At 40.2% G+C, this 25,086-nt stretch carries 17 protein-coding genes; 6 read left to right on the top strand and 11 right to left on the bottom strand.

Features of this window, described 5'->3' with window-relative positions:
• Positions 1-21: 21 nt before the first annotated feature.
• The 4 genes from betA to OM33_RS19470 form a co-directional block, all read right to left on the bottom strand.
• Complete coding sequence (gene betA / locus OM33_RS19485; RefSeq protein WP_040136061.1) at positions 22-1,671, bottom strand: choline dehydrogenase; 1,650 nt, start codon at positions 1,669-1,671, stop codon at positions 22-24.
• A gap of 11 nt (positions 1,672-1,682) precedes the next feature.
• Complete coding sequence (betB, locus tag OM33_RS19480) at positions 1,683-3,146, bottom strand: betaine-aldehyde dehydrogenase (protein ID WP_040136059.1); 1,464 nt, start codon at positions 3,144-3,146, stop codon at positions 1,683-1,685.
• Positions 3,147-3,148: 2 nt separating this feature from the next.
• A complete protein-coding gene (gene betI, locus OM33_RS19475; protein ID WP_040136057.1) occupies positions 3,149-3,739 on the bottom strand; it encodes a transcriptional regulator BetI in 591 nt (196 codons plus the stop codon).
• A gap of 419 nt (positions 3,740-4,158) precedes the next feature.
• Positions 4,159-4,551, bottom strand: a complete 393-nt coding sequence (locus OM33_RS19470; protein ID WP_040136055.1) for a hypothetical protein — start codon at positions 4,549-4,551, stop codon at positions 4,159-4,161.
• A 126-nt stretch (positions 4,552-4,677) separates the two neighbouring features.
• On the opposite strand from OM33_RS19470, the gene OM33_RS19465 reads away from it, so the two are divergent.
• Positions 4,678-6,630 carry a TonB-dependent receptor plug domain-containing protein gene (locus OM33_RS19465; RefSeq protein ID WP_199922557.1) on the top strand — a complete coding sequence of 651 codons (1,953 nt, stop codon included), beginning with the start codon at positions 4,678-4,680 and terminating at the stop codon, positions 6,628-6,630.
• Positions 6,631-6,695: 65 nt separating this feature from the next.
• Here the strand turns inward: OM33_RS19465 and OM33_RS19460 are convergent, their stop codons facing one another.
• Entirely contained in the window at positions 6,696-8,063 is a 1,368-nt protein-coding gene (locus tag OM33_RS19460) for a hypothetical protein (RefSeq protein WP_234402743.1), read from the bottom strand.
• Positions 8,064-8,238: 175 nt separating this feature from the next.
• On the opposite strand from OM33_RS19460, the gene OM33_RS19455 reads away from it, so the two are divergent.
• Positions 8,239-10,284 (top strand): S9 family peptidase, encoded by a 2,046-nt coding sequence (locus OM33_RS19455; protein WP_040136054.1) that lies wholly within the window; start codon positions 8,239-8,241, stop codon positions 10,282-10,284.
• A 74-nt stretch (positions 10,285-10,358) separates the two neighbouring features.
• On the opposite strand, the gene OM33_RS19450 is transcribed toward OM33_RS19455, so the two are convergent.
• Together OM33_RS19450 and OM33_RS19445 are read right to left on the bottom strand one after the other, a co-directional pair.
• On the bottom strand, positions 10,359-11,393 hold the full coding sequence (locus OM33_RS19450; RefSeq protein WP_040136052.1) for an NAD(P)H-dependent flavin oxidoreductase: 1,035 nt from the start codon (positions 11,391-11,393) through the stop codon (positions 10,359-10,361).
• Between the two features lie 117 nt (positions 11,394-11,510).
• Positions 11,511-18,536 (bottom strand): Ig-like domain-containing protein, encoded by a 7,026-nt coding sequence (locus OM33_RS19445; protein ID WP_040136050.1) that lies wholly within the window; start codon positions 18,534-18,536, stop codon positions 11,511-11,513.
• Positions 18,537-18,819: 283 nt separating this feature from the next.
• Here OM33_RS19445 and OM33_RS19440 point away from each other — a divergent pair, with 283 nt between their 5' ends.
• Positions 18,820-20,106, top strand: coding sequence for a M20 family metallopeptidase (locus OM33_RS19440; RefSeq protein ID WP_040136047.1), 1,287 nt, complete (start codon positions 18,820-18,822; stop codon positions 20,104-20,106).
• A gap of 30 nt (positions 20,107-20,136) precedes the next feature.
• Here OM33_RS19440 and OM33_RS19435 read toward each other — a convergent pair whose 3' ends face one another.
• The 4 genes from OM33_RS19435 to OM33_RS19420 form a co-directional block, all read right to left on the bottom strand.
• On the bottom strand, positions 20,137-20,619 hold the full coding sequence (locus OM33_RS19435; RefSeq protein WP_040136045.1) for an MgtC/SapB family protein: 483 nt from the start codon (positions 20,617-20,619) through the stop codon (positions 20,137-20,139).
• Positions 20,620-20,637: 18 nt separating this feature from the next.
• Positions 20,638-21,957 carry a hemolysin family protein gene (locus tag OM33_RS19430; RefSeq protein ID WP_040136044.1) on the bottom strand — a complete coding sequence of 440 codons (1,320 nt, stop codon included), beginning with the start codon at positions 21,955-21,957 and terminating at the stop codon, positions 20,638-20,640.
• A 195-nt stretch (positions 21,958-22,152) separates the two neighbouring features.
• Complete coding sequence (locus OM33_RS19425; protein WP_040136041.1) at positions 22,153-22,716, bottom strand: rhomboid family intramembrane serine protease; 564 nt, start codon at positions 22,714-22,716, stop codon at positions 22,153-22,155.
• 108 nt (positions 22,717-22,824) lie between these two features.
• Positions 22,825-23,454: a LysE family translocator gene (locus OM33_RS19420; protein ID WP_040136040.1), complete on the bottom strand. Its 630-nt coding sequence runs from the start codon at positions 23,452-23,454 to the stop codon at positions 22,825-22,827.
• A 148-nt stretch (positions 23,455-23,602) separates the two neighbouring features.
• On the opposite strand from OM33_RS19420, the gene OM33_RS19415 reads away from it, so the two are divergent.
• The 3 genes from OM33_RS19415 to OM33_RS19405 all read left to right on the top strand — a co-directional run bounded on the left by OM33_RS19415 (position 23,603) and on the right by OM33_RS19405 (position 25,046).
• Complete coding sequence (locus tag OM33_RS19415) at positions 23,603-23,887, top strand: hypothetical protein (protein WP_040136038.1); 285 nt, start codon at positions 23,603-23,605, stop codon at positions 23,885-23,887.
• A 46-nt stretch (positions 23,888-23,933) separates the two neighbouring features.
• Entirely contained in the window at positions 23,934-24,161 is a 228-nt protein-coding gene (locus OM33_RS19410) for a hypothetical protein (RefSeq protein ID WP_040136036.1), read from the top strand.
• A 114-nt stretch (positions 24,162-24,275) separates the two neighbouring features.
• Positions 24,276-25,046, top strand: coding sequence for a hypothetical protein (locus OM33_RS19405; protein WP_040136034.1), 771 nt, complete (start codon positions 24,276-24,278; stop codon positions 25,044-25,046).
• Positions 25,047-25,086: the final 40 nt, after the last annotated feature.

Here is a 25,086-nt window from a genome sequence, read left to right as displayed (position 1 = left end):
TTTCATCGCTACTACCAATTTTTAGCGCTGTTGCTGCTGCCAATTTGGCTTTATGCCAACAGGCGGTGTAGTTGAATTAAGCGCTGGCTTTGCCAAAATGATGTCAGCCGCTTTTTCTGCAACCATAATGGTTGGCGCATTTAAATTGCCATTCGGTATGGTTGGGAAAATAGAAGAGTCCACCACGCGTAAATTGCTTATTCCACGCACTTGCGTATTTGAATTTACTACCGCCATATGGTCTTCACCCATTTTGCATGAGCAACTTGGGTGATAAGCACTTTCAACGGCATCACGCACAAAGGCATCAATTTCTTCATCAGTTTGAATTTGTTCGCCAGGTTGAATTTCACCGTCGCGGTAATCATCAAACGCAGGCTGTGCGATAATCTCGCGAGTTAAACGCACGCAAGCGCGGAACCCTTCAATATCGTCGGGGTGCTGCAAGTAATTAAACTGAATCTTTGGAGCAATACTCGGATCAGAGGATTGAATTGTCACTGCACCACGGCTTTTCGGTTTATTATGGCCCACATGTACCTGAAAACCATGGCCATCAAATGCCGATTTACCATCGTAACGAATCGCGGCAGGTAAAAAATGATATTGAATATCAGGCCATTCAACGCACGCTTTTGAGCGAATAAACGCACAGGATTCAAAGTGGTTAGTAACTCCAAGACCTGATTTTGCAAACAACCATTGTGCGCCAATTAAACCTTTTGAAATCAGCCCTAACTTGCCATTTAACGTAATTGGCTTTTTACATTTGTACTGAAAATAAAACTCTAGATGATCTTGTAAGTTTTGACCGACACCTGGTAACTCGTGCTGCACTTTTACGCCGGCTTGTTCAAGCACGTCGCGTGGTCCAATGCCCGATAATTGCAAAATATGGGGTGAGCCAATCGGACCGGCGCTTAAAATAACCTCTTTATCAGCGATAGCACGATGCGCTTTCCCTTTAATGGTGTAGTTCACACCCGTTGCTTTTTTGCCTTCCAAACGTACTTTAGTTACCAGTGCATTGGTTACTATGGTTAAATTCTTGCGGTGCTTTATTGGATCTAAATAAGCACGACTTGCCGAACAGCGAATGCCGTTTTTAACGGTCATATGCATTGGGCCAAAACCTTCTTGGTTTTCACCGTTGTAGTCGTGAGTATGGTCATACCCTGCTTGTTTACCCGCTTCTATAAACGCGCGGTACAAAGGGTTAGCCATTTCATTTCCGTTATTAACGCCAAGTTCACCATTGCCGCCGCGATAATTATCTTCACCTAAATACCAGCTTTCGGCTTTTTTAAAGTAAGGTAAACACGCTTGGTAATCCCAATTTTCGGCGCCGTGTTCGGCCCATTCGTCAAAATCTTTTGCATGACCACGTACGTACACCATGCCATTAATTGACGAAGAACCGCCTAATACCTTGCCGCGCGGGCAGTGCATACTGCGATTATTAAGGTAAGGCTCTTTTTCAGTATGAAATTGCCATGCGTATTTATCACCATTCATTGGAATTGATAACGCCGTTGGCATTTGAATAAAAATACTTTTATCCGAACCACCGGTTTCCAATAAAAGTACCGAGTGATCAGGATTTTCAGACAACCGGTTGGCGAGCACACACCCAGCTGAGCCTGCGCCGACAATAATATAATCGTACTGCATAAAATTACTCGCTAAAATGGGCTTTCAATTTGGCTCATGCCAACATAAATTGATTTGGTTTGGGTGTAGCTATTTAGTGTTTCAACACCGTTTTCACGGCCGATGCCTGAGCGCTTGTATCCGCCTACGGGCATTTCAGCAGGCGAATTGCCATAGCTATTTATCCAACAAATACCGGCATTTAATTGATGAATCACACGGTGAGCGCGTTTGATGTTTTGACTAAAGACGCCAGCGGCTAAACCAAGTTCTGTGTTATTTGCGCGTTTAATCACGTCGTCTTCATCGTCAAATGGCAGTACACACATTACTGGGCCAAAAATTTCTTCTTTGACTATGGTCATGTCGTCATTGCAATCAACAAAAATAGTCGGCGCAACGAAGTTACCGTTAGGTGCAGAATCTGGCGTTGCCTGATAACCCCCAGTTAAAACTGTGGCACCTTGCTCTTTACCAAGCTCGATGTAGTTTAAAACTAAGGCTAAATGTTTTTTCGAAATTAGCGCGCCTAAATTAACATTTGGATCGAGTGGGTCGCCCATTACAATGTTATTCTCGGTTCGTTTTTTTAACTCTTCGATAAACTCATCATAAACATTTCTTTGAACATAAACACGGGTACAGTTTGTACACACTTCACCTTGGGTATAAAAGTTACCAAGCATTGCAGCGCTTACCGCTTCGCTGATTTCGGCATCATCGAACACGATTAGCGGCGATTTACCGCCCAGTTCCATGGTCACTTCTTTTAAGTTACTGGCTGCACTTTGCATCACTTTTTGGCCTGTGCCGACTTCGCCAGTGAACGAGACTTTTTCAATATCTGAGTGTGTTGTTAACCATTGACCGACATCGCCTGCGCCGTGTACCACATTGAATACACCTGCTGGCATGCCAGCTTCAATAAATATTTTGGCAAGTTCAACCGCACCGCGAGGAGTTTCTTCAGATGGTTTGAAAAGTAAAACGTTACCTGCTGCAAGTGCTGGGCCCGATTTCCAGCAGGCAATTTGCAGTGGATAGTTCCACGCGCCAATACCCGCGCAAATGCCTAAAGGTTCTTTTCGCGTGTAAAAGAAGTCATTACCAACCGTTTGCTGCGAACCTAGTTGTGTTGGTGCAAGGCCTGCAAAATATTCAATCACATCGGCACCCGTTTCAATATCCACACAATCGGCTTCTTGAATTGGCTTACCTGTATCCAGTACTTCAATTTTTGCCAAATCGTCGTTGCGCTCACGTAACAGGGCAACTGCTTTTAATAAAATTCGGCTGCGTTCAACAGCGCTCAATGCTGACCAAGTTGCAAAACCCTGTTTGGCACTTTCAATGGCTTGCTCTTTAATAAAATCGTCTGCGATTTCAGTTTGGTAAATAACCTCGTTTGTAGCGGGATTGATAACATCAAACGACTGACCTGATTTGTTTTCAAGCAGTTCGCCATGAATAAAATTGAGCAATTTAGGAAGAGACATAATTAATCCTGACACACGGGAATAAGAGAGTTAACGTAGTTTTTAGCAAGCAATTCTGCATTGCTAAATTCGGCTTCGTTTGCTTTGGTTAATACGGCACGTAACCAAAGGCCGTCGATCATCGCTGCGCTGAGGGTTGCAGCTTGTAATGCTTGTTCATATGGCAATAACGTTTTGAACGAATAAAGTAAATTGCTGTACAAACGCTTTGCGTTAACCGTTTGCAAGCGGTGTAATTGTTCGTCATGCATTGATTCTGCCCAAAAACTCAGCCAGGTTTTGGTGACATGAGCCTGCTTTTGTACAACGGAGAAATTTGCTTCGACGATTAACATTAGGCGTTGCTGCTGACTTACATTATTGTCGATTTTTGAGATTAGGCTGGATTTTAAACTGGTGAGCAAGTAGCGCACGGTCGCTTCAATTAACCCATTCTTACTGCCAAAGTAGTGACTGATAATGCCCGAGGACAATCCAGCACGTTTACTAATGGTATTAATGGTTGTCGCTTTTAATCCGAGCTCTGCAACTGAGTTTAATGTCGCGTCAATCAGCTGTTGACGACGTATGGGTTCGTATCCAACTTTAGGCATATTTTTATTAATTGATCGTTCAATAAAAATAAATTGTAATGAGTTCGAACTAAATTTTCAATGTGACAACTTCAAAGCATTTGATTTAAAATTAAATCAAACACTTTATGTTTTTATTATGTGATTGAAATAATTGAAATAAATAATGAAATTTTGAGTTTTTAATTTATTTTTATTTGTTGTCATATTATTTCAAGTGAAACTAAATTGAGGCTCTGTTTTTAGGGCGACAGACTTTTACAATGTTACAGACTGTAATAAAGACGCAAGGAACCAGCTAAAGCACAATGCAATAGTTGATAAGGCTAATGTGTTAAATTGGCGGGAGGCTATAAAAGGTATAAAAGAGATATAATGGAATACAGAGTTTGGGGTATTAACTTTTAGTTAGATAAGGATTAATACCCCATTAATAGCTTCTATTGAAGTAATTTTTGAATTACAAACAGTTGTTCGTCATCAGAATTAGCACTGGATAATTGCTCAGCTAAACTGATCCCATTGTGTTCACCAATAAGCAGTGAAAGGGCATATTTAGAGAGTGTTACATCAAAAAAATCATTTAATTCATGCCCACCAACCCAAATTAATTCGGCCTTTTCCAGCCATGAAATAACTGCGCTGATTTCAATTGCGAGGTCAATCGGTAGCGAATTTTTCAGCTGTAATTCATGGATCATTTGCTGCGCTAGTTGCGTGCAAGAAATATCGCAAGGCGTTGGAAATTCAGATTTTAGCTGAATAAGTACTTGGCAGGTGACGCGTTGAAATAGTGAGAGATTGGGTATCTGTCTTAACGTTTGTTCGATCATAAATTAAATTTTAACCACTTGCTGTTACAGTACTTTTTACTATTCTTAAATTATGCTTTTGCCGATAACTATACACTAATAATAATGCCAAAACTGTTTTATTATTGCTTATGTTGTGTTTTGCTCTTGGCTGTCACTTCACGTTGCTTTGCAACAAGTAACAGTTCACAACCTGATCTATTCTCACTAGATATTGCACAACTCAGTCAATTAGAAGTAACCATAGCAAGTAATACATCTGAAACGAAAGCAACAGCGCCGTCGACAATCACGGTATTTGATGAGCAAAAACTCGCCTCACTCGGTGTTATAAATGCGTTTGATGTGCTCAATTATGTGCCTGGCATGCAAATGGCGCGTGGTGACTGGGTGGGTGCTGTTCCAAAAGAACACGCGCGAGGCGTTCGACTCGACAATGGCTACTTATTAATTCTCCTTGATGGTGTCCGTCTTAATGAAACTTCATTTGGTAAAGCTACAGTCTATACCCCTTTTATTGCCGCATCTGTACTCGAACGAGTGGAAATAATTAGGGGCCCGGGTTCTGCACTTTATGGTAGTAATGCCTTTTTAGGAGTGGTTAATTTTATTACTAAAAAGCAACATCAAGAATTGGCATTGTCATTGGGTGAGAATGGCTATCAGGCATTGAATGCAAGCTATCACCTCAAGAAAAATGATATCGCGTTTAACGCAAACTTATCATTACAACAAGCGAATGGTGAGTCTTACAACGAAGCCGTTGAAGAAGTAAATGATCCACTCAAGCATCTATTTTTAAATGCCCAAGTCACTTATGAGAATACTAAATTAACTTTGCATTTAATTGAGAACCAATTAGATGAATTTATAAACCTTGGAGGTTACAGCAAAGACAACGTGCATAAGAGTCAGTCAATGAGTGCAACCCTAAGTCATATGCTATGGCAAGATGAAAAAAACACCTTTGATGGTTTAATTAGTTATGCCAATTTTCAGATAGATTCATCAGGCATGGTGCTGCCTAAAGAGCTTGGTATTGTGAGTGAAGATTTTCTAACAGGGCCTAATTGGCGTACACAGTGGAGCAAACTTAAATTAGCTCATCGCTATATTTTAGATGACAGCAAACAGTTTAATTCTGGTATTGAATATCGTCATGCGAGCCAATATCAAGCCGGTGTAACAACTAACTATTATGATTATCAAAGTGAATTAATAATTCCTGATGACAGTAATTATTTAGGCAGTTTAGTACGTCTGGATAATATCCCGGAGTTTGCAGCACTTCGAGCGTCTCATGATTTTTATGGCGTATTCAGTCAACTTAAATGGCAATTAGATGAAAAGTGGTTACTCTTTATCGGTGCGCGATATGATGATATTCAGGGGATAGATAGTAAATTGTCGCCACGGTTTTCAGCTATTTGGAAGCCAATCAACCATCACAGTTTTAAACTGCAATATGGCGAGTCATTTAGAACTCCTGTAAATAATGAATTGTATTCAAGTGATAGCGTGACCAAAGGAAACCCCGATTTAACTTCTGAGTACGTGAAAACCAGTGAGCTTGTTTGGCTATACACGGATACTAATTTGTCCCTTGAAACTGTGATATTTCACAATCAATTGAGGGATTTTATTAATCTAGTGCCAATTGAGGGGAACAGTTTTTTTACCTTTGATAATACAGTAAATGAAAATATTACAGGTGTGGAGTTCTCAGCCAGCAAGGCATTTAGTAAGTTGAATGTGTTAGTTAATTACACGCAACTTTTTGATGACCCGATAAATGCAAGCTTTAAGCGTTTTGCAAATTTATCGCTTCGTTATCCCACCTCCTTTGCCACACTCTATTTGAACACTATTTGGCGAGATAAGATTGATGAGGCACTTTCGGAAGAAACGCAATTTTTTCAAGCGAGTTATAGTTTGGTCAATTTTAAGATGGAACGCGAATTCGGAAAGCATAGCGTCTCTCTATCAGCGGAAAATCTTTTAGACAAAGAGTACGCAATTTTTGACCCAAGAGTATGGAATGGAGCAGTACCAGGTAAAGGCAGAAACCTGAGGGTTAACTACCAATTTAATTTCAACTAGTGATTTTCTCAGGGGAAAAAAGCGCATAACGTTATTATGCGCACACCTATTGAAAAACTTTATGGCTAGTCAGGCATTTCTTCAATACTAACAATGGCGGAACGATTTAACGTGATTTTATAGCGTGTTGCAGTATGAGAGCTATTGGCACTGTAAGTAACCACCAAGTTTATTTGGTATCGCCTCTCAACAGATTGACCTGATACTTTATTACCTTCCAAGCTGTATAATTTACCTGCGCCTTTTTTTAAATAACGTACAAAGGGCGTCAAGTTAAAATAAACTTGTTGCTGAATTTCTTCATAACCGGGTAAAAACTCTTTCGCGATCACCTTACTATCACAGCGATAATGAATTAAATGGGCTGCTTGTTTATTTTGCTGTCGGCGTTTTTTAAAAAGGTTAGATACCGCTTCTGGCAACGACTTCCGACGGATATGTTCTAACCAAACCGTTTGTGTATGAATGGTTTTATTATCAAAGCTACTGCGGAAAATATGTCGCCATTTTGGTCTGCCTTGTTTTATTTTTCGCCAAATAATCCGCGTTAAATCATCTTTAAAAATTTCACGTAAGCCATAAAGTACGCCTAAAAATGCGATCAAAGCGACGGTTATTTCTTGAAAGTTTGAACGCGCATTGAGCACTAAAAACATGACAAATGCCATAATTACCGCAGTAACAGTGCCGCGAACTAATCGTTGCAGGTTTAAATTTAAGTTTTTTGTTTCTTTACTAAATACCACGCCATATTCTGTAAGCCTTTGCAATAATCGCATTTTATTCGTAATACGATTTGGATCGTCTAAGGTCAGTACCGAATTATATTCTTGTTCACTGCGATATTGGTTTTCCCCACGGCAAAATGCTCGCAAGATTTCTCTCGCTTTCGAGTAGTCACTATTTTTTGGGCCTTTGGATAAAAGTTTTAAAAACATTTGTTCGGTGTGCCAACTTAAATAGTTATCTGCATTTTCAAAATAGGACTTAAGTTTTTTATCAGGCGGTGTATAGCGGCGAAGCTTTTTCAGTAAAACTTGCGCTTGTTCAACTAATTCAATGGCTGCAGGGTAAAACTCATCAGCTTCTTTGAGTTGTATTGTTTGTTTTATATCGGCCTCTAATGCCAATCTAATTTGATAAGAATAGAGGTTTAGGTTTAAGCGATAATCGGCTTTTTCCCCTTTTGATTGGCTAATAAAACGACTTCGAACAAGGGGAAGGTGTAATTGCTTAGAGTAATACGCACTATGACTTTTTACATGGGCATGGAAATAATCTTCTTCGCTCAGTGTGCTGGCGTTAATTCCCATCTCTACGGGTAAGGAAAAATATAAATCAAGGCGTTGTGATTCTTTGGGTAATAGAAGATAACTAAGTTTGATAGACAAACTTTCATCTTGGCTGAGTTTGACTTCTCGGTCGATATTCAATACTCCTTTTAGTCGTTAGAAACACCTTAATTTTAGCATAAATCTATTTTAATAACATGATGTTAAATGTAAGCATGACATTTAACTTGGTTATCTGTGATTTGTCTTAGGTGAATTGCAAAAAATAAGAGGCTTGCTACATTGGCTATTAAATAATGAAAAATGGAAATTGATCATGGGTAACAGATTTAAAATAACATTGCTCGCTGGATTGTTATCAGTTGCAACCTCAGGTGTGATGGCACAAGAAAGTGATGTGTGGCAGTACGAAGATGTGTTTAACATTGAATATGCTGCGGCGCCGCAAGTAAGTCCTGATGGCGAGTTGATAATCTATGAGCGTCGTGCCATGGATATTATGAGCGACAGTACACGCACTAATTTATGGCAATATAACCTTAGTAATAATAGCCATATGCCGCTGCTTTCTGGCAAAGCACAGTATCGTATGGCGCGCTTTTCGCCAAATGGGCAACAACTTGCTTATCTGTCTAATAAAGAGGGTGATAACCAACTTTATGTGCGTTGGCTTAGTAATGAGCAAACAGCGCGCGTAACAAATGTTGCTGAGGGTGTAAGTAATATTAGCTGGTCACCAGATGGCAAGTGGCTCGCTTTTTCAATGTTTAAACCACAAGCAACTAATAGTATCTTTAAAGATATGCCTAAAAAACCAAAAGGTGCGAATTGGGCAGGTACCGCTAAATATATCGACCAAATGAGTTACCGTAGCGACGGTCGCGGGTTTCTGAAAAGTGGTTTTCGTCATATCTATGTTGTACCAGCAGAAGGCGGCACGCCACGACAAGTAAGTAGCGGTGATTTCCATCATGGGGGCCAAATTACTTGGCGTCAAGATAGTAAAGCCTTGTTTATTAGTGGTGACCGCAATAAAGATTGGCAAGATCGTCCCCGCGAATCTGATATCTACCAGATTGATATTGAAAGCGGCGAAACGTCGAACCTAACTAACCGACCGGGGCCTGATGCTGCACCGGTCCTATCGCCAAATGGTAAAAACATTGCGTATTTACGTTTTGATGATAAGAAACTATCGAGCCAAAATAACGACATTTATGTGATGAATTTAGATGGCAGTAAAGTCACTAACTTAACTGCATCGCTTGATAGACCAATCAATTCGCCCAAATGGGATAAAAAGGGGCGCGGTCTTTATTTTAGTTATGATGACTTTGGTCAGAAATACCTAGGCTACGTAAGTTTAAAGGGTAAAATCAAAGAAAAAATAGCAAAACTGGGTGGGCAATCTTTAGGACGTCCATATACTTCGGGTCAGTTTGCTGTGATTGATAATGATGAATTAGTTTATACACATGCAAACAGTGAGCGTCCGGCGGATCTTGCCATTGTCAAAAAAGGCAAAGTACGAAAAATAACGATGCTGAATGAAGACTTGTTGGCGCATAAAACAACTGCAAAAGTTAAAGAACTAACGGTTAAATCCTCAGTAGATAATCGTGATATTCAAGCGTGGTATGCTTTACCGCCTAACTTTGACCCATCGAAAAAGTATCCACTCATTCTAGAAATCCATGGCGGTCCTCATACGGCTTATGGTCCTAACTTTAGTACCGAAGTGCAACTGATGGCCGCAAAAGGCTATGTGGTTGTATGGGCTAACCCGCGCGGAAGCACATCTTATGGTGAAGAATTTGCCAATTTAATTCACCATAATTACCCATCACAAGACTATAACGACTTAATGGATGTAGTAGATGGCATGGTGGCAAAACCGTATGTTGATAATACTAATTTATTTGTAACAGGCGGCTCTGGTGGTGGCGTGTTAACGGCATGGATAGTAGGTAAAACAGATCGCTTTAAAGCTGCTGTTGTCGCTAAGCCAGTAATAAATTGGCTGAGCTTTGCCTTGACGGCAGATGGCTATTCTTATTTTACAAAATATTGGATGCCGGGCATGCCTTGGGATCATGTTGAGCATTTATGGGCACGATCACCATTATCACTGGTGGGAAATGTATCAACACCTACTATGTTATTGACTGGTGAAGAAGATGTGCGCACTCCTATGAGTGAAACTGAGCAATATTACCAAGCGTTGCAATTACGCAAAGTTGAATCAGCCATGGTGCGTATTCCGAAAGCAAGTCATGGTATTGCGGCAAGACCAAGTAACCTGGTCCAAAAAGTAGGCAATATTGTTGCGTGGTTTGAGAAGTATCGCACTGACGCAAACTAAGCGTTAATTAAGCTTAAATAAAAAGCCCCGAGAATATCGGGGCTTTTGTTTTACTTAACTTATTTAGGGGGAAGTTAAATTTGTTTGTTTGCGAGTTGTTGAATTTGCGCTTCAGCACCTAAAACAACATCATCAACAATTTGTTGTACCGATTGTACTTGATGAATAACACCTTGTGATTGCCCAATAAATTGCACACCATGGGCTAAATCACCTTTAATGGTGGCGGCCTCTAGTTTTTCCGTAGCAGCACCAAATAATGACAGCATTTTTATTTTATCAAATTGGGCTACTAAGCCCACCAGCAACTTCCAAAGTGGCATATCAACCATTTTTGCGGCCTTAAACGATTTGATTGTGGCCATAAAGAAATTCATCGGTTTTTTAGTAGCTTTCTCAGCCGCAGGCGTTTTCATTACGCGTGCATATAAACCATCAAAATTCTTCGAATAAATAGTATCCGCAACGCGTTTTTCTACCACAGCATCTTTCACGTTTTGATGAACAGGGCTTTCACTGCTAGTAGCAAAGCGAGACCCCATTGCAACTGCATCAGCACCGAGTGCAAGGGCCGCGACTAAACCGCGGCTATCCGCAAAGCCTCCGGCAGCAATCACTGGAATATCAACAATATCGACAATATTCGGCACTAAACACAACGAGGTAACTTCACCGCCATGGGCAGCGGCTTCATGGCCTGTGACAAGTAGGGCATCTACCCCTGATTTTTGTGCCGCGAGCGCATGCTTTTCGGTCACAACAGTTGCGATGACTTTACCACCATATTTTTTTGCACCGTCAACTAGCCAATCACCTTTTCCTAGTGAGAAGTTGATAACGGGCACTTCAAGTTCGAGTGCAATTTTAGCGTTTTGCTTTGCACCAGGCATCATTAGCGTAATGCCAATACCAAAAGGTTTATCTGTAAGTGAGCGGATTTTAGCAATAGCGTCACGCGTTTGTTGTTGGCTAAGTGGACCAGAGGCTAAAATGCCTAAACCGCCGGCATTACATACAGCTGCTACGAGTTCAGGTGTGGAAATCCAGCTCATTCCTGGAAGCACAATGGGTTTTTCAATGCCGAATAATTGGGTAATGCGTGTTTGCATAATCGCTTTCTCAACTGGTCAGATGTGTTGAGTTTACAAACTATTAACCCAATATGGAATAGGAAATATGCAAGGAGAAGAAAAAAGCCTGCGAATGCAGGCTTTTTGTGTTATTGATTATTCACAAATACCCGACGCGTTGGTGATTCTAAAGCGTAGTTGGGTATCGTTGTAATCACCGTCACCACCTGTGTCATCGCAATCGATGTAACCTGTGTGATTAGCACCAATGGTTGTTTTACAATTGCCATACTTCCAAGTTCGGTTATTTTCTTTAAACTTATAAGTAATCGAGAATGTGCTACCACCTGAAAGTGTGGCTCGCTCAACCCAGCTACTAGTGTTTGCTGGGTATTGCCAGTTTGTGATAGCAGAACCGTTCGATAACACCTTATAACCTTGTGCATAATCAGCACTGCGCTTATGGGCAAAGGCAATGCTAGTACCAGCGGCGAAAGTTAGGCCATTGCCCGACTCAGTAATACATTGAGCTAATGCTTTATTAACGGTAATGTTTACTTGGCTTGTGGCAGTACCGCCATTTCCATCGCTGATGCCATAGGTCACAACCACAAGCCCTTCATAATTGGCTGGTGCTTGATAACGCACTGTACCATTCGCATTAATTGTTGCAGTACCATGGCTTGGGTTAACAGACATCACTGTTAAAGTGTCACCATCAGGGTCATTATCATTACCTAATACATTGATTGCACTTAGTGTTTCACCCTGAGTTACTGTTGCTGAATCAACATTTGCAATTGGAGCAGTATTGGTTGATAAAACAGTTACTTCTAGAACAGCTTGGGCTGTACCATTAGTTTTGCCATCGGTGATGGTGTAAGTGATAGTTGCTTTACCAATCCAACCGGTTGGTGGCGTAAATGTTACTGTGTTATCACTGTTAACGGTTACTTCACCCACACTTGTCACTGCACGAGAAACCGTAAGTGCATCTGCATCTAGGTCAGTGTCATTCGCTAATACATTAAAGCGAGACAGTGTTGTATCTTGATCAATAGTGGTACTGTCATTGTTAGCAACAGGCAAGTTGTTTTGTTTAACACGAACATCAACCAACGCACTGTCTGTTAACCCTTCAGGATCTTTGATTGTATATGTGATCCAATCTTGGCCATAGAAACCTGCATTTGGTGTGTAAGTTAGGTTTTGATTGTTATCAATATCAACAGAACCATTTTGTGCCACAGCTGATACCAGCGTTAAATCATCACCGTTCAAATCAGAGTCGTTCCACAACACATCGATATTATAAAGAGGTGTGTCTTGGAATACCTGAATGCCATCGTCAACTGCAACAGGAGGCTGGTTTACTGAATTAACAACAACCGTTATGTAACCTATGGCAGTACCACCGTTACCATCTGAAACCGTTACATCAATTTTTGCAGTCCCGACGAAATCTTTGTTCGGCGTAAAGTAAACGATGCCATTGCCATCAACTGACACACTACCATCGTTGGTTGTTGCAGAGATTGGTTTTGCATTATCGCCATCTTTATCGGTGATTTTATCAAGCACATTGATAGCATTGTTTTGCGAGTTTTCGTCAACCGCTGTTGAAGCAGGTTGTATAGTCGGCGCATCATTAACTGGTTGAACATCTACTGTGACATAAGCCGTTGCTTGTTTTTCACCATCGGTGATGGTGTACTCAATGCTTACTTCACCATAAAAATCAGCATCTGGTTGATAATTAATTAAATTACCATTCAAGGTTACTTGACCTTTTGATGCGGTTGCGGAAACTAACGTAATTACTTGACCATCTGGGTCTTCGTCATTTTGTAGTGCATCAAAGCCTATTAATGATTCGTCTTCATTGATGGAGACGTTATCGCCACGTGCAATAGGCGCATCATCTAATGGATTTACAGTTACCTTAACGACACCTTGTGCTTGACCGCCGTTACCATCTTCTACCTGGTAAGTAATAGTATCTTCACCATAGAAGTTTTCATTTGGCGTGTAGCGCAGACTGCCGTCTGATTTAACTTCTACTTTACCATTAATAGCGGTTGCAGAAACCGCTTTAGCCGGATCGTCATCCACATCAAAAATATGTTGCGTTAAATCGACAACGTTATTTTTTGAGTCTTCGTCAACGACAATGGCTTTTTCAGTGGTAGTAGGGTCGTCATTAACAGCATTGACTGTTACCACAACCACAGCACTGTCAGTGAATTCGCCATCAGTTACGGTGTAATGGATGGTGTCTTTACCGAAGTAGTTATCATTTGGTTGATAACTTAATGTGCCTGTAGCACTTATTGTAACAATACCGTTATCAGCAGTTGCCTGTGTCACAGTTAACTTATCATTGTCTGGGTCGGTATCGTTTGACAGCACATCGATAACATCGATTTTAGTGTCTTCGTCTGTTTGCGCTTCATCATTATTTGCATTAGGGGCATCGGTTTCACCTGTAATCAGCACATTAATTTTGCCTGTTACAGAGCCGCCATTACCATCAACCACCGTGTAACTAATTTGGTCATTACCAGCATAGTTAGCATTTGGCGAATAGCTTAAAGTACCGTCTGGGTTGACTGTTACGTCACCATGGTCTGCCTGTGCAGATGTGACTGTTAGTGTGTCGCCATCTACATCATTGGTGTAAGGTGATGTATCAATAATCTCATTTTTTGCATCTTCTGTAACAGTCAAAGACGCAACCTCAGCTGTTGGTAAGTCATTAACCGGCGTCACCGTGACAGAGATTTTGGCATTTAACTCTTTTTCACCATCAGTAACGACAAATACGATTTCATCGTCACCGAAATAGTTTTCATTAGGTTTGTAGGTAAACTGACCGTTACCTTCATCAATTAACTGACCATTTGTCGCAATAGGTAGGCCCACAATCGTTAAAGCTTCGCCTTCGGGATCAGTAATACCTTGTAATAAATTGATGTGCTTGATGGCGACATCTTCTTTGGTGGTTAAGCTACGGTCAGTTTGACGAGGCTCGTCATTAACAGGTGTTATTTCAACGGTTACTTGGCTACTAGCAACACCACCGCGACCATCGCTAATGCTGTAAATAATAATATCTTTGCCATAGTAGTCAGGCTTAGGTTGATAGTTGATGCTATTGTCATCATTTACAGTAACAACACCATGAAGCGCCTTTGGCACGTCTAAAATAGTGAGCGGGTCGAAATTTGGATCTTCATCGTTTGCAAGCACAGCAATCGATTCAGCGAATTCATCCTCGGCAATGGTTAATTCATCTGGGTTAGCAATTGGCTCAGCATTGTCATCATCGTTAATGAACACATTGCCAACAACCTGATCAACCACTAATGCAAAACTTTCACTCTGCTCAAATTCATCATTAGGCAGTGTGGCAACTTTAACAAAAATTGTGTCTGTATTTTCTGGTACGGTAACATTTTGTGTAGTGGCAAGCAGCAGTGTTTGCCAACTTTGGCCAAGATCAAAGCTAATTTCTACCGTTGTATCATAATCATCTTGTGCAATGGCATTACCGTCTTGTAGTTGGAACGGGTAAGTAATTTCTCGTTCAACTTTGCTATCCAGACTAATTTCGAAGGTAGTTGAAGCGCCTTCTGATACAGGATCTGGCATAGCAATAACAGACATTACCTGTGGCTTTGGAGCTGTGCCGTCTGATACTGCAACAGATTTAGTAACTTTATCACTGTCTTCAAACCATGCGCTTAACTCAAATGCTTCGTTTTCTTCAATCGCGTCATCCACCATTGACGTTACTTTTACTAAGACATTCAGGCTTTCTGACAGCACGTTTACGGAAGTATTATCAATCAATGACATATCTTGCCATGTGGTGCCATTATCTAAAGACACCTGACCATAGTTTAAAAAGTCAGCATTTGTAGTGTCCCCTAAACCTGCAACATTAAAACGCAATGACTGAGATTGTGCTAATTTGCGGTCAAACATGATATTGAAGATGACCTCTTCACCTTCCATAATTGGGTTTTTATCAACACTAATGAAATCGATAACGGCTTTTACAGGCGTTGCATCAATCAGTAATACAGGTGCTGCTATTAGATCGCTCTGTGTATCTTCAGTCCAAGCATTCAAGGTAAGCATTTCAATTTCTTCATTCGCTTCCTGATCTTTAAGAACCGATACGCGCACTAAGAAATCTTGTGTATTTTCAGCAAGTAAGAATGAAGCTTCAGATGTTAAATCAATCGGTTGCCAGAATGCACCATCATCAAAAGAGTACTCAGCTTGCGTGGCAAAGTCTGTCGCAGCTGTTGCGTCTTGTGTTTCAAGCGCAATAAAGACATTTTGAGCACTTGGAATTTGCTTATCCAGAGCTAATTCGAAGACGGCATAATTACCCTCTGTTACTTCGTATTCACGGGCATTATTGCTTTCTAAACGCGCCGGAATTGAATCAGGGTTATCAAGAATTTCAGCAATCGTTGATGTATCTGCGACAGTGAATTGATAACTTTCGGTCTGTTCTACTTCCTGGTCGGTTAATGTTGTCACCTTAACTTGGAACTGGTTAATTCCCTCAGGAATTGAAATTTCAAGATCATCAACTAGGGTTACTTGCGTCCAGGTAGTACCATTATCAGTGGTGTACTCAAGTAAAGAGGCATAGTCTTTATCTTGTGTTGCTTCAATGTCTTTCAGTGCAAGTGAGTATTTAACTACAGCAGAAGTTGCTTCAGCTAACAACACAGTAAAGGTTTGGCTTTCACCTTCTTTTACCTGTTTACTATCAAGGAAAATACCAGAAATTTTCGGTGCTTGGTTGCCAGCTTGATTATCAATAATAAGCGTTTGCGTTTTACGGTCGATGCCATCATCTTTGCCCCACGCGGCGAGAATTAACGCTTCGCTTTGTTCATCGACTGAGTCTTTTAGGGTATTTACCTTCACATCAAAGCAAGTTAAACCTTGTGGAACAGCAACCGTTGCAGCGCTCGCTAAGTTTATTTCGTTGGTGAAAGATACCCCTTGATCAAAACTAACAAACGCAGTGGTATCAATATCTGCAATCGTTGCAGTATCTGGGTTTATTTCTAGGTAGTAATCTTGTGTTTGGCTGGTGGTACCATCTAAACACACGTTAAATAGTGCGGCATTGCCTTCTGTTACTTTAAATGGTGTTGCAGTAATACTAGCAACCTCAGGGAAATCACCAGAGTTTTCGCTGCGATCGCTGATAGTAACGGTTGCAGTTTGTGTATCCTTGCCACCACTAATTAGATACGCTGCTAAATTAAAGTCTTCAGTACTTTCAGCTTCATCATCACGCCAAGTATGTACTCGAACATCGACATACTCAGTACCTTCAGGAATGCGAGGTCGCTGCTTAGACGACAAATCATATTCCATTGGCCATGTAATGCCACCATCAAGCGATATTTCTGCAAGTGGGTTGTAATCTTTAGATGCTTCAGCAGCACCTTCATTTAATCGTAGGCGTAATTTTGTATCTTCTGTTAATGCTTGATTAAATTTAACTCTGAAAGTAACAAATTCGCCTTCTTCAACGTTACTGTCTAAGGCGAATACAGAATGCACCGCATCTTTTGCAAGGTCGAGGTCTGCATCTTCATCATGCAGACGCACAATTTCAAATTCATGGTCAGATTGGTCAGCTCGGTGCCAAGCATGAAGTTTTAAGGCTTCAAATCCTTCTTCTAAATCGTCTTCATAGGATTCAAATTGAATGTCGACATATCGCCCACCAGGTGGCACTAAGATTTGTTTACGTGTTGCTAGGTCAACGTTTTCTACGAATGTTTCGCCGCGGTCAAAAGAGACTTTTGCAAGCGTTGAAAAATCATCACCTTTAGTTGCAGATGAGCCTTCAATTTCAAGGGTTAGAGGTGTTGGTAATACTAACTCTTTATTGAATTTCAAGCGGTACTTAATGGTACGGCCTTCTTCTACTAAATCATCAGTATGACGTGAGTAAACAGCATTTACACGCAAATCACCCTGATTACTTGAAGGGTCTAGAATATCTTGATTAAGTGTTAAGCGGTCTGAAAGCGTCTCTCGGTGCCATGCTTCAAGTGTGAAATATTCGGTATTTTCATCTTTGCCATCATTATTTAGGCCAATCAAAATATCAATATGGCGGCCACCAGGTGGGACGCTTATTTTTTGAGGGCTAGCAAGATCAATGACGTATGGATAGCTTTCACCACGATTAAACGAAACAAATGCTGTTGTATCAAAATCTTGTCCTTTTTGTGCAGTGCCGCTACTAAGTTTTAGATTAAGATCCTTTTCTTCATCTAGGTCTTTGTTGAATTTAACACGCAGATGCGCTTCATCACCTTCTTCTGGGCTTTTATCTAAGCTGTATACTGCACTGATTTTGTAATAGCTATCTTCACCACCCGATGAACCAGAGTCACCTGTGCCACAGTTTGCGGCAGCTAAGTCAGTAAAACGATGACTGCTTGTCGATAAATAGCTGAGCGATGATTTACCCATATCATAAGCAAAAAATTCAGAGCCACCTAAGTTGTCTTGGCGAGAAACAATTAATTCACCAACATGGTTTTTAGCTGCCCCAGTCGCTAAAGCCAAATTGTGCTTATTAACAATTTCAACGGTTAATGCATCTGTATCGACACGATAAATACTGTTTTTGCTCACTAAATATAAGGTGTCACCGATGAAGGTTAAATCACCCCAGTTCTTATCTTGTTCATTACGAAAGCCGGTTAATTCACCGTAAATTGACGCATAACCAGTGTTTGGATCGATAGTGAAAAGTGTATCGTCATGTGCAGCCCACAATAGGTTTTGATCAGGGTCACTCACAAGGCGGTAGGTAAACTTTGTTTTACCAACTTGATGATGAGAACCTGCATTAATATCGTAGTAAGCTAAGTAACTTACGCCATTAGTTTGAGGCACTGAAACATAATATAAACGCTGATTGTCTGTATCTAATGCAATCGCAGCAGAATCGTATAAAGCGATTGAGTTCGACAGGCTTTGACCTGTGTATTCATCTAGTGTGTGAATAACACCTTGACCAGCATCACTTGCAATACCATACATAGGACTATGGCACTTCGAATGTGCAGAAAATCCAGAGGTAGCAAGGGCTGCACACACAAGTGTACGAACAGCATTTAGTTTCATAGGGGCTCCAAATTGCTAACAGCTTATAATTAGTGGAAATTTTTTCGCGATTTTACGCGAAATAGGTACGGAAATAAAACATTTATCGGAAAAAAATATGAGAAAGTTATTACACTTTATCACACTGCGTGGGTGTTCAATTCAGAGAATATGAATATCTATTCAGTACTATTTTCGCGATGGTTTGACCTTATATTGACTTTGGACTTTATGTTAATTGCTTAGCACGCTTTTGATGGTATTGTTGTTGTGAACTAATAATAAAAACGACAGGAATTTATGCATGAATAAAACACTGCTTGCCCTCGTATTATCGAGTTTTTCATTGGGTACATATGCATCAAGTGACCTCAATTCACTCTTTAAACAAACTGAACCAAAAGTGATTGAGTGGCGACGTGATTTCCACCAAAACCCCGAACTTGGTAACAGAGAAACACGCACGGCTGGCATTGTGGCAGCACACTTAAAATCATTGGGCATGGAAGTCGAAACAGGTATCGCTTATACCGGCGTAGTGGGATTATTAAAAGGTGCTAAACCAGGGCCAACCGTTATGTTACGAGCAGATATGGATGCATTACCCGTAACCGAAAAAACAGATGTGCCTTTTAAGTCGACAAAAACGACTAATTATCGCGGTGTTGATGTAGGCATAATGCATGCATGTGGCCATGATACCCATGTTGCTATGTTAATGGGGGCTGCAGAAGTTTTGGCAAACATGAAAAGTGAGCTAGCTGGTAATGTGATGTTTGTTTTTCAACCTGCTGAAGAAGGCGCACCACAAGGTGAAGAGGGTGGTGCTGAATTGATGCTTAAAGAAGGTATTTTTAAAAAATACAAACCAGATGTGGCCTTTGGTTTACATATCACTTCAAAATTAAATGTTGGCCAAATTGGTTATCGCAGTGGTCCGGCAATGGCCAGTGCGGATCGCTTTGAGATTACCGTTAGAGGGGAGCAAACTCATGGTTCAACGCCATGGGCAGGCGCAGATCCAATTGCTGCCGCGGCGCAAATCGTGACAGGGGTAAACCATATTGTCAGTCGCCAAATTAATATTACTAAAGAACCTGCAATTGTGTCATTTGGTAAAATAGCCGGTGGAGTTCGTAACAACATCATTCCAGAAGAAGTGGAAATGGTAGGCACAATTCGTAATTTTGATATGGACAACCGTCAACAAATTTTTGAAAAGATTAAAACCACGGCAGAGCATATTGCGATGTCGTCTGGCAATACTGCACACGTGACGATTTACGAAGGGTATCCGGTTACTGTTAATGACCCTAAGCTGACTAAAAAAATGCTACCGGCTCTTGAAAAAGTGACGGGCAAAGGGAACTTAATTGAAATGCCTAAGATTACTGGGGCGGAAGATTTCTCGTTTTATGCAATGGAAGTTCCGGGGCTATTTGTCTTTTTAGGAGGCACACCAAAAGGAATTGACCCTAAAGATGCACCGAGCAATCACTCGCCATACTTTTACGCAGATGAATCATCGTTTAAATTAGGGACAAAAGCATTGACCCATTTTACCCTTGATTACATGGCGCAAGCTAAGTAAACAAATATTAAAAACGTAAAAAGTAACAGGTTACTTTTTACGTTTTTTCCAGTCATGAAATTTTGTATGTACGCCCTGTGTAAGTGAGGTGAAGTAGTCTTCTAATACATCAACACCATATAAAATACCGACAACCAATACGCTTAATTTGATTGCGCTAAGCTCACCAGCAATATCAATCGCTACACCTATAGCGGCAAGTACCCAAATCGTTGCTGCAGAAGTCACACCGACTACGATACCGTCCTTTGCAAGCATGACGCCCGCGCCTAAAAACCCCACCCCCGTGACAATTTGTCCGATTATACGAGATGTATCTGTCACATCATTATTTAATGAATTAGATGCTGCAATGAACATATAAGTGCCAAGCACTATTAGGGCAGAAGTGCGAATTCCAACGGGTTTCCCACGTAACTGTCTCTCCAAGCCAACAATAAAGCCGCAACAAATTGCGGCCGCGATTTTGGACCATGCAAAAGGGCTTACATCAAAAAATGTTAATAATTCCAATGTTTCTTCGTCTCATTATTAGCTAATCAGCTGATTATCAAGTGTCGTTGATAACTCATTCGTTTCAAGTCGCGTAATTAATAATTGGTCCACCCGAATACCGTCTATATCAACAGCTTCAAATTTAAATTCTGCATGGAACACGTAATCGGCACACTTGGGCATGCGTTTCATTTTATAAATAATAAATCCTGCTATAGTCTCGTAATAACTTTCGTCGGGAAACTCATCAATTTCAAGTAGTTTTTTTATATCGACTATTGGTGTTGCACCATCGACTAACCAAGAATTTTCATCTCGCTTAACAATTTGTTGATCGTCATTATAAGGTACCAAATCACCCATAAAGCAGTTCATTAAGTCTTTTAGTGTGATTACGCCTACAACAAGCGCATATTCATTCACTACGACAGCAAACTGTGTGGAAGCCGATTTAAATGCATTTAATGCGTCTGAAAGCGTCAATGTTTCAGGCAAATACAACAAATCTTTGTTCAACGCTTGTAAACTGAGTTCGGCTTTTCCACCATTCAATAATTGATGCAAAATTGTTTTTGATTCGATTGTGCCAAGTAAGTTGTCTAACTGTCCATCACACACAAGAAACTGATGGTGTGGATTTTCTAAAATCTTATTACTAATGGTTTCACTGTCATCATTCATATTGAAATAAACGATTGAATCACGGGTCGTCATTACCGTTGGCAGTGTTCTACCTTCAAGTTCAAATAGATTGCCAATTAAATGGTATTCTTGTTGTTGCAAAGACCCGTCTTGAGCACCTGCTTCCATAACTGCAACAATATCTTCAGTGGTGACAACTTCTTCTCGTTCGGTCGGCATTTTAAAAAGTCGAAGCACGACATTGCTGATACCATTAAAAAACAGCACAAAAGGCGTTAAAGAAAACGTTAACCAATTCATTAGTTTAACAACTTTTATTGCCACTGTTTCTGGCATGATCATGGCAATACGTTTTGGCAACAAATCGGCAAATAAGATGAACAGTGATGTAATCACTAAAAACGACAGTAAAAAACTGATTTGTTCAGCTAATTCCCCGGTGTAAACAAAACTAACTATTTGAGACATATATGGGCTGAGCGTTTGCTCACCAATAATGCCACCCAAAATGGCAATGGCATTTAACGCAATTTGGATCATGGCAAAAAAGCTACCGGGCTTTTCTTGAAGATCGAGTACGGCTTGGGCATTTTGATTGCCTTCATCAGCGATAACACGAAGTTTAATTTTTCGCGCAGCAGCGATTGCTATTTCAGACATCGCAAATAAAGCGCCAAGAATGATTAAAATGCTTATACCCAACAAGTCACTCATAGTGTTCTCCAAACTAAAGATGAGCATATGCTTTTTAATGTGAAATACGTTAAAAAGCGCGCAATTATTAAGCAACTTTAGGTCCGCTGCAATCTATTTTTGAAATTATTTTTTATTCATTAAAATCAATGGCTTGGTGGTGGTTTTGCGGTGGGCCAAAACGGGTGGAGGTGAGAGTAAAAAAACAGAGTGGGTTCAGTAATGTGCTTTGGCTTTTTGTATTTTAGTTAAAAACACTTTGCCAGCGAGTACACCTGAAATAAACCCAAAAAAATGACTACTCCAACTCACTCCAGGTATAAATTGGGTGAGCGAATAAATAACGCTGGCGTACAAAAAACAGATAATTCCCGCCAAAATCACATTAAAGATATTACGACTGAAAATAGCATTGCTGATAATATAGCCGATCAGACCAAACACTAAGGTACTCGCACCTGCATGGACCCCTTCGCTTGCAAACATCCACACGGCGCTGCCTGCAAGAAACGTAATGAAACAATACACTAAAACAAATCGCTTTGTACCGTGTTGCAAAACGATAAAAGCAAGAACAGCTAAAGGTGCAGCATTTGAAAAGAAATGTTGCCAGCTATGGTGAATAAACGGCGCAAAAGGAATACCAATTAACCCCTGAGTGGTACGGGGGTAAATACCAAAATTTGAGACTAAGCCATTGGAGAGTGTATTTAGCAGTTGCACCGCAAAAAGGATACATAAATAGATAACAATAACTTTTAGTGGCTGCTTTATATGCATAAACAATCTGCTTCAAAAATAAATTTTGTCAGTTTAGCTTGCTCAAAGGGTACATTTATCAAACTTACTTTTACTCGTTTAACAATACTTAATTTTTAGAATTTTAGTTCAACTGCGATTAGATAATGTTAAAAGTGAGCCCGCACCAATAAACACTGAACCTGAAAGTCGATTAAACAGAGTTAATCGTGCTTTTGTGAATAGCCATTGTGAAGATTTAATCCCAAGGAAGACATAAGCCATTAACCAACTCAGTTCCAGCACTACAAATGTACTGGTAAATATAACATATTGATTTAGAAGAGAGCCATCAGGATTAATAAACTGAGGGAAGAGGGCGGTAAAAAATATAATAGCTTTTGGATTGCTCGCTCCAACAATAAACCCATTAAGAAAATGACTAAAGCGATTACGCTTTTCACACTTTTGACTTTGACTCAGTGCCAAAGTTTCACCGTCAGAAAGTAATGCTTTTATCCCGAGATAAACTAAATAACCTGCACCAAGCCACTTGATTACATTAAAAGCAAGTTCCGAAGTGGCAATTAACACGCCTAACCCCATGAAAGAAGCGCTGAGAATTAGCGTAATAGCACATAAACTACCCATCGCAGCATAAGTAGCGGCGCTTTGGCCAGAATTAACTGCCTTGGTCATACATAAAAGGGCGCTTGGCCCAGGTGACGCTGTTAAAATGAAAACTGAGACGAAATAAAGCGTCAAAATACTCAAATCCATGGTGCTACCTTAAGTTCTTTTTCATTAAACTAGCATTAAAAAAACAAAACAAAGACATCTATTTGTTGATTATTTAATTTTTTCATAATGCCTCACGCTTGAAATATTGACCAATGACACAACTACTTATGTAAGGTCGGAGGTAACTGTGCTAAAAAAATCACTCTTAATTTTGCTTGTTGTAATCGCACTGCTACCGTTTAATTTGGCGCGTGTGCTGGTTGTTTCTGAGCATGCTATTTCAATTACACAACAACACGTTAAGCGTGTTAGAAGTGACATTGTTATTCAGGTATTTTTACGACCTAAGCCATTTAATAACATTAATGAGTGTTTATCATGTCTCTCTTCAGGTGGATTTTATCAGTCACCGATGATTAATTTTCTAATGAGAGAAAGTTACTTATTCAACAAATCACATAGCAAGATTTAATTCTGTTCTATTTATTTGAAGTTCATAAGTAAAAATAAGGATTAATATGGTACAAGCAATTACCTTGTTTGTTTTGGTTTTGCTGTGGCTTTTTTTGATGTTACTTTGCTGGAAAATGATTGGCTGGGCTAAGCGCCGGAAAACAAGCGCAGTTGTCTTTGGTGCACTTGTTCATATGGTGCTTCCCGATCCAAAAATAGAGCAAACGATGACTATCGTAAGAGAACAAAAAGAAGAGAAAATACAACCAAGTAACAAACAAAAAGAAAAATAACGAAAGCCAGCGATTGCTGGCTTTTTTATATTACGTTTATTTACAATCGGCTCTTGTCAGAGTAACGAAGAATCTCGTACTATCTCAACTATATATAATAAAAAGGATTTTCTTTTGAAAACGTTGAGTTTAGTTACGCTAATTTTAGCAACTGTAGCCCTTGTAGGGTGTGAATCTACCCCTGAAGTTAAACCGCGAATGGCTCGTTTTAACAGCCCAGAAGTTCATAGCCAGCCGTTTAATTTTAAGTTGGCAGTAGGCACTGATACCTCCAATGAAATATCAATTAACAACACTAAAAAAGCAGATAGGGATTCAGCGCTTCGCTTTTCCGCCGCAATGACCTTAAGTCATGGGTTTGAAGCCCGCTATGTTGATAATGGTGAGCAGCAACTTAGTTTAAAGTACCAATGGCTCGGTGCACCTGAGGAAGAAAAGCAAAGTGGTAACTTCTCGCTTGCGACTAGTGCTGGTTATATTCTTTCAAAACGCAAGGAACATACGACGCGTGCTTATAATAATTGGTCACTGGAACAAAAAAGTTATGACTTATCACTGATTGCGGGTTATCGTTTTAATAGGCAGACCCTAATGTATGGTAGCGTATTTTACCAAGATGGCGATATTGATGGGAAATATTACCTCACTGAGAGCTACGATGATGTAAACAATGAACAAATAAACCCGGGCTGTGGTTATGATAGAACGTGTGTTGGTTCACACTTTACGGATAAAGGTAAAGCTTATGGTGCAAGTTTAGCCTTAGAGTATGAATTTTTAACTTGGTTAGTGTTAACTGGCGAACTTGTACATCATAAAGCGGACTGGTTTAACCGAAGCAATAATGAAACCGGTGCCAATCTTAATCTTGAGTTCCGTTTTTGATATCAATTGCATTAATTAACAGGTTACTTATTGCGACAGA

It is taken from the genome of Pseudoalteromonas piratica (assembly GCF_000788395.1).
In the GTDB taxonomy this organism is placed as follows: domain Bacteria; phylum Pseudomonadota; class Gammaproteobacteria; order Enterobacterales; family Alteromonadaceae; genus Pseudoalteromonas; species Pseudoalteromonas piratica.
Note: the sequence above shows the minus strand (reverse complement) of the source record. Positions and strands in the feature narration are given on the sequence as shown.

Coding starts and splice junctions, on each gene's coding strand:
- OM33_RS19440 (WP_040136047.1), top strand. CDS start 18,820: ATGAATAAAACACTGCTTGCCCTCGTATTATCGAGTTTTTCATTGGGT.
- OM33_RS19470 (WP_040136055.1), bottom strand. CDS start 4,551: ATGATCGAACAAACGTTAAGACAGATACCCAATCTCTCACTATTTCAA.
- betI (WP_040136057.1), bottom strand. CDS start 3,739: ATGCCTAAAGTTGGATACGAACCCATACGTCGTCAACAGCTGATTGAC.
- OM33_RS19445 (WP_040136050.1), bottom strand. CDS start 18,536: ATGAAACTAAATGCTGTTCGTACACTTGTGTGTGCAGCCCTTGCTACC.
- OM33_RS19410 (WP_040136036.1), top strand. CDS start 23,934: ATGGTACAAGCAATTACCTTGTTTGTTTTGGTTTTGCTGTGGCTTTTT.
- betA (WP_040136061.1), bottom strand. CDS start 1,671: ATGCAGTACGATTATATTATTGTCGGCGCAGGCTCAGCTGGGTGTGTG.
- OM33_RS19425 (WP_040136041.1), bottom strand. CDS start 22,716: ATGCATATAAAGCAGCCACTAAAAGTTATTGTTATCTATTTATGTATC.
- betB (WP_040136059.1), bottom strand. CDS start 3,146: ATGTCTCTTCCTAAATTGCTCAATTTTATTCATGGCGAACTGCTTGAA.
- OM33_RS19430 (WP_040136044.1), bottom strand. CDS start 21,957: ATGAGTGACTTGTTGGGTATAAGCATTTTAATCATTCTTGGCGCTTTA.
- OM33_RS19455 (WP_040136054.1), top strand. CDS start 8,239: ATGGGTAACAGATTTAAAATAACATTGCTCGCTGGATTGTTATCAGTT.
- OM33_RS19450 (WP_040136052.1), bottom strand. CDS start 11,393: ATGCAAACACGCATTACCCAATTATTCGGCATTGAAAAACCCATTGTG.
- OM33_RS19420 (WP_040136040.1), bottom strand. CDS start 23,454: ATGGATTTGAGTATTTTGACGCTTTATTTCGTCTCAGTTTTCATTTTA.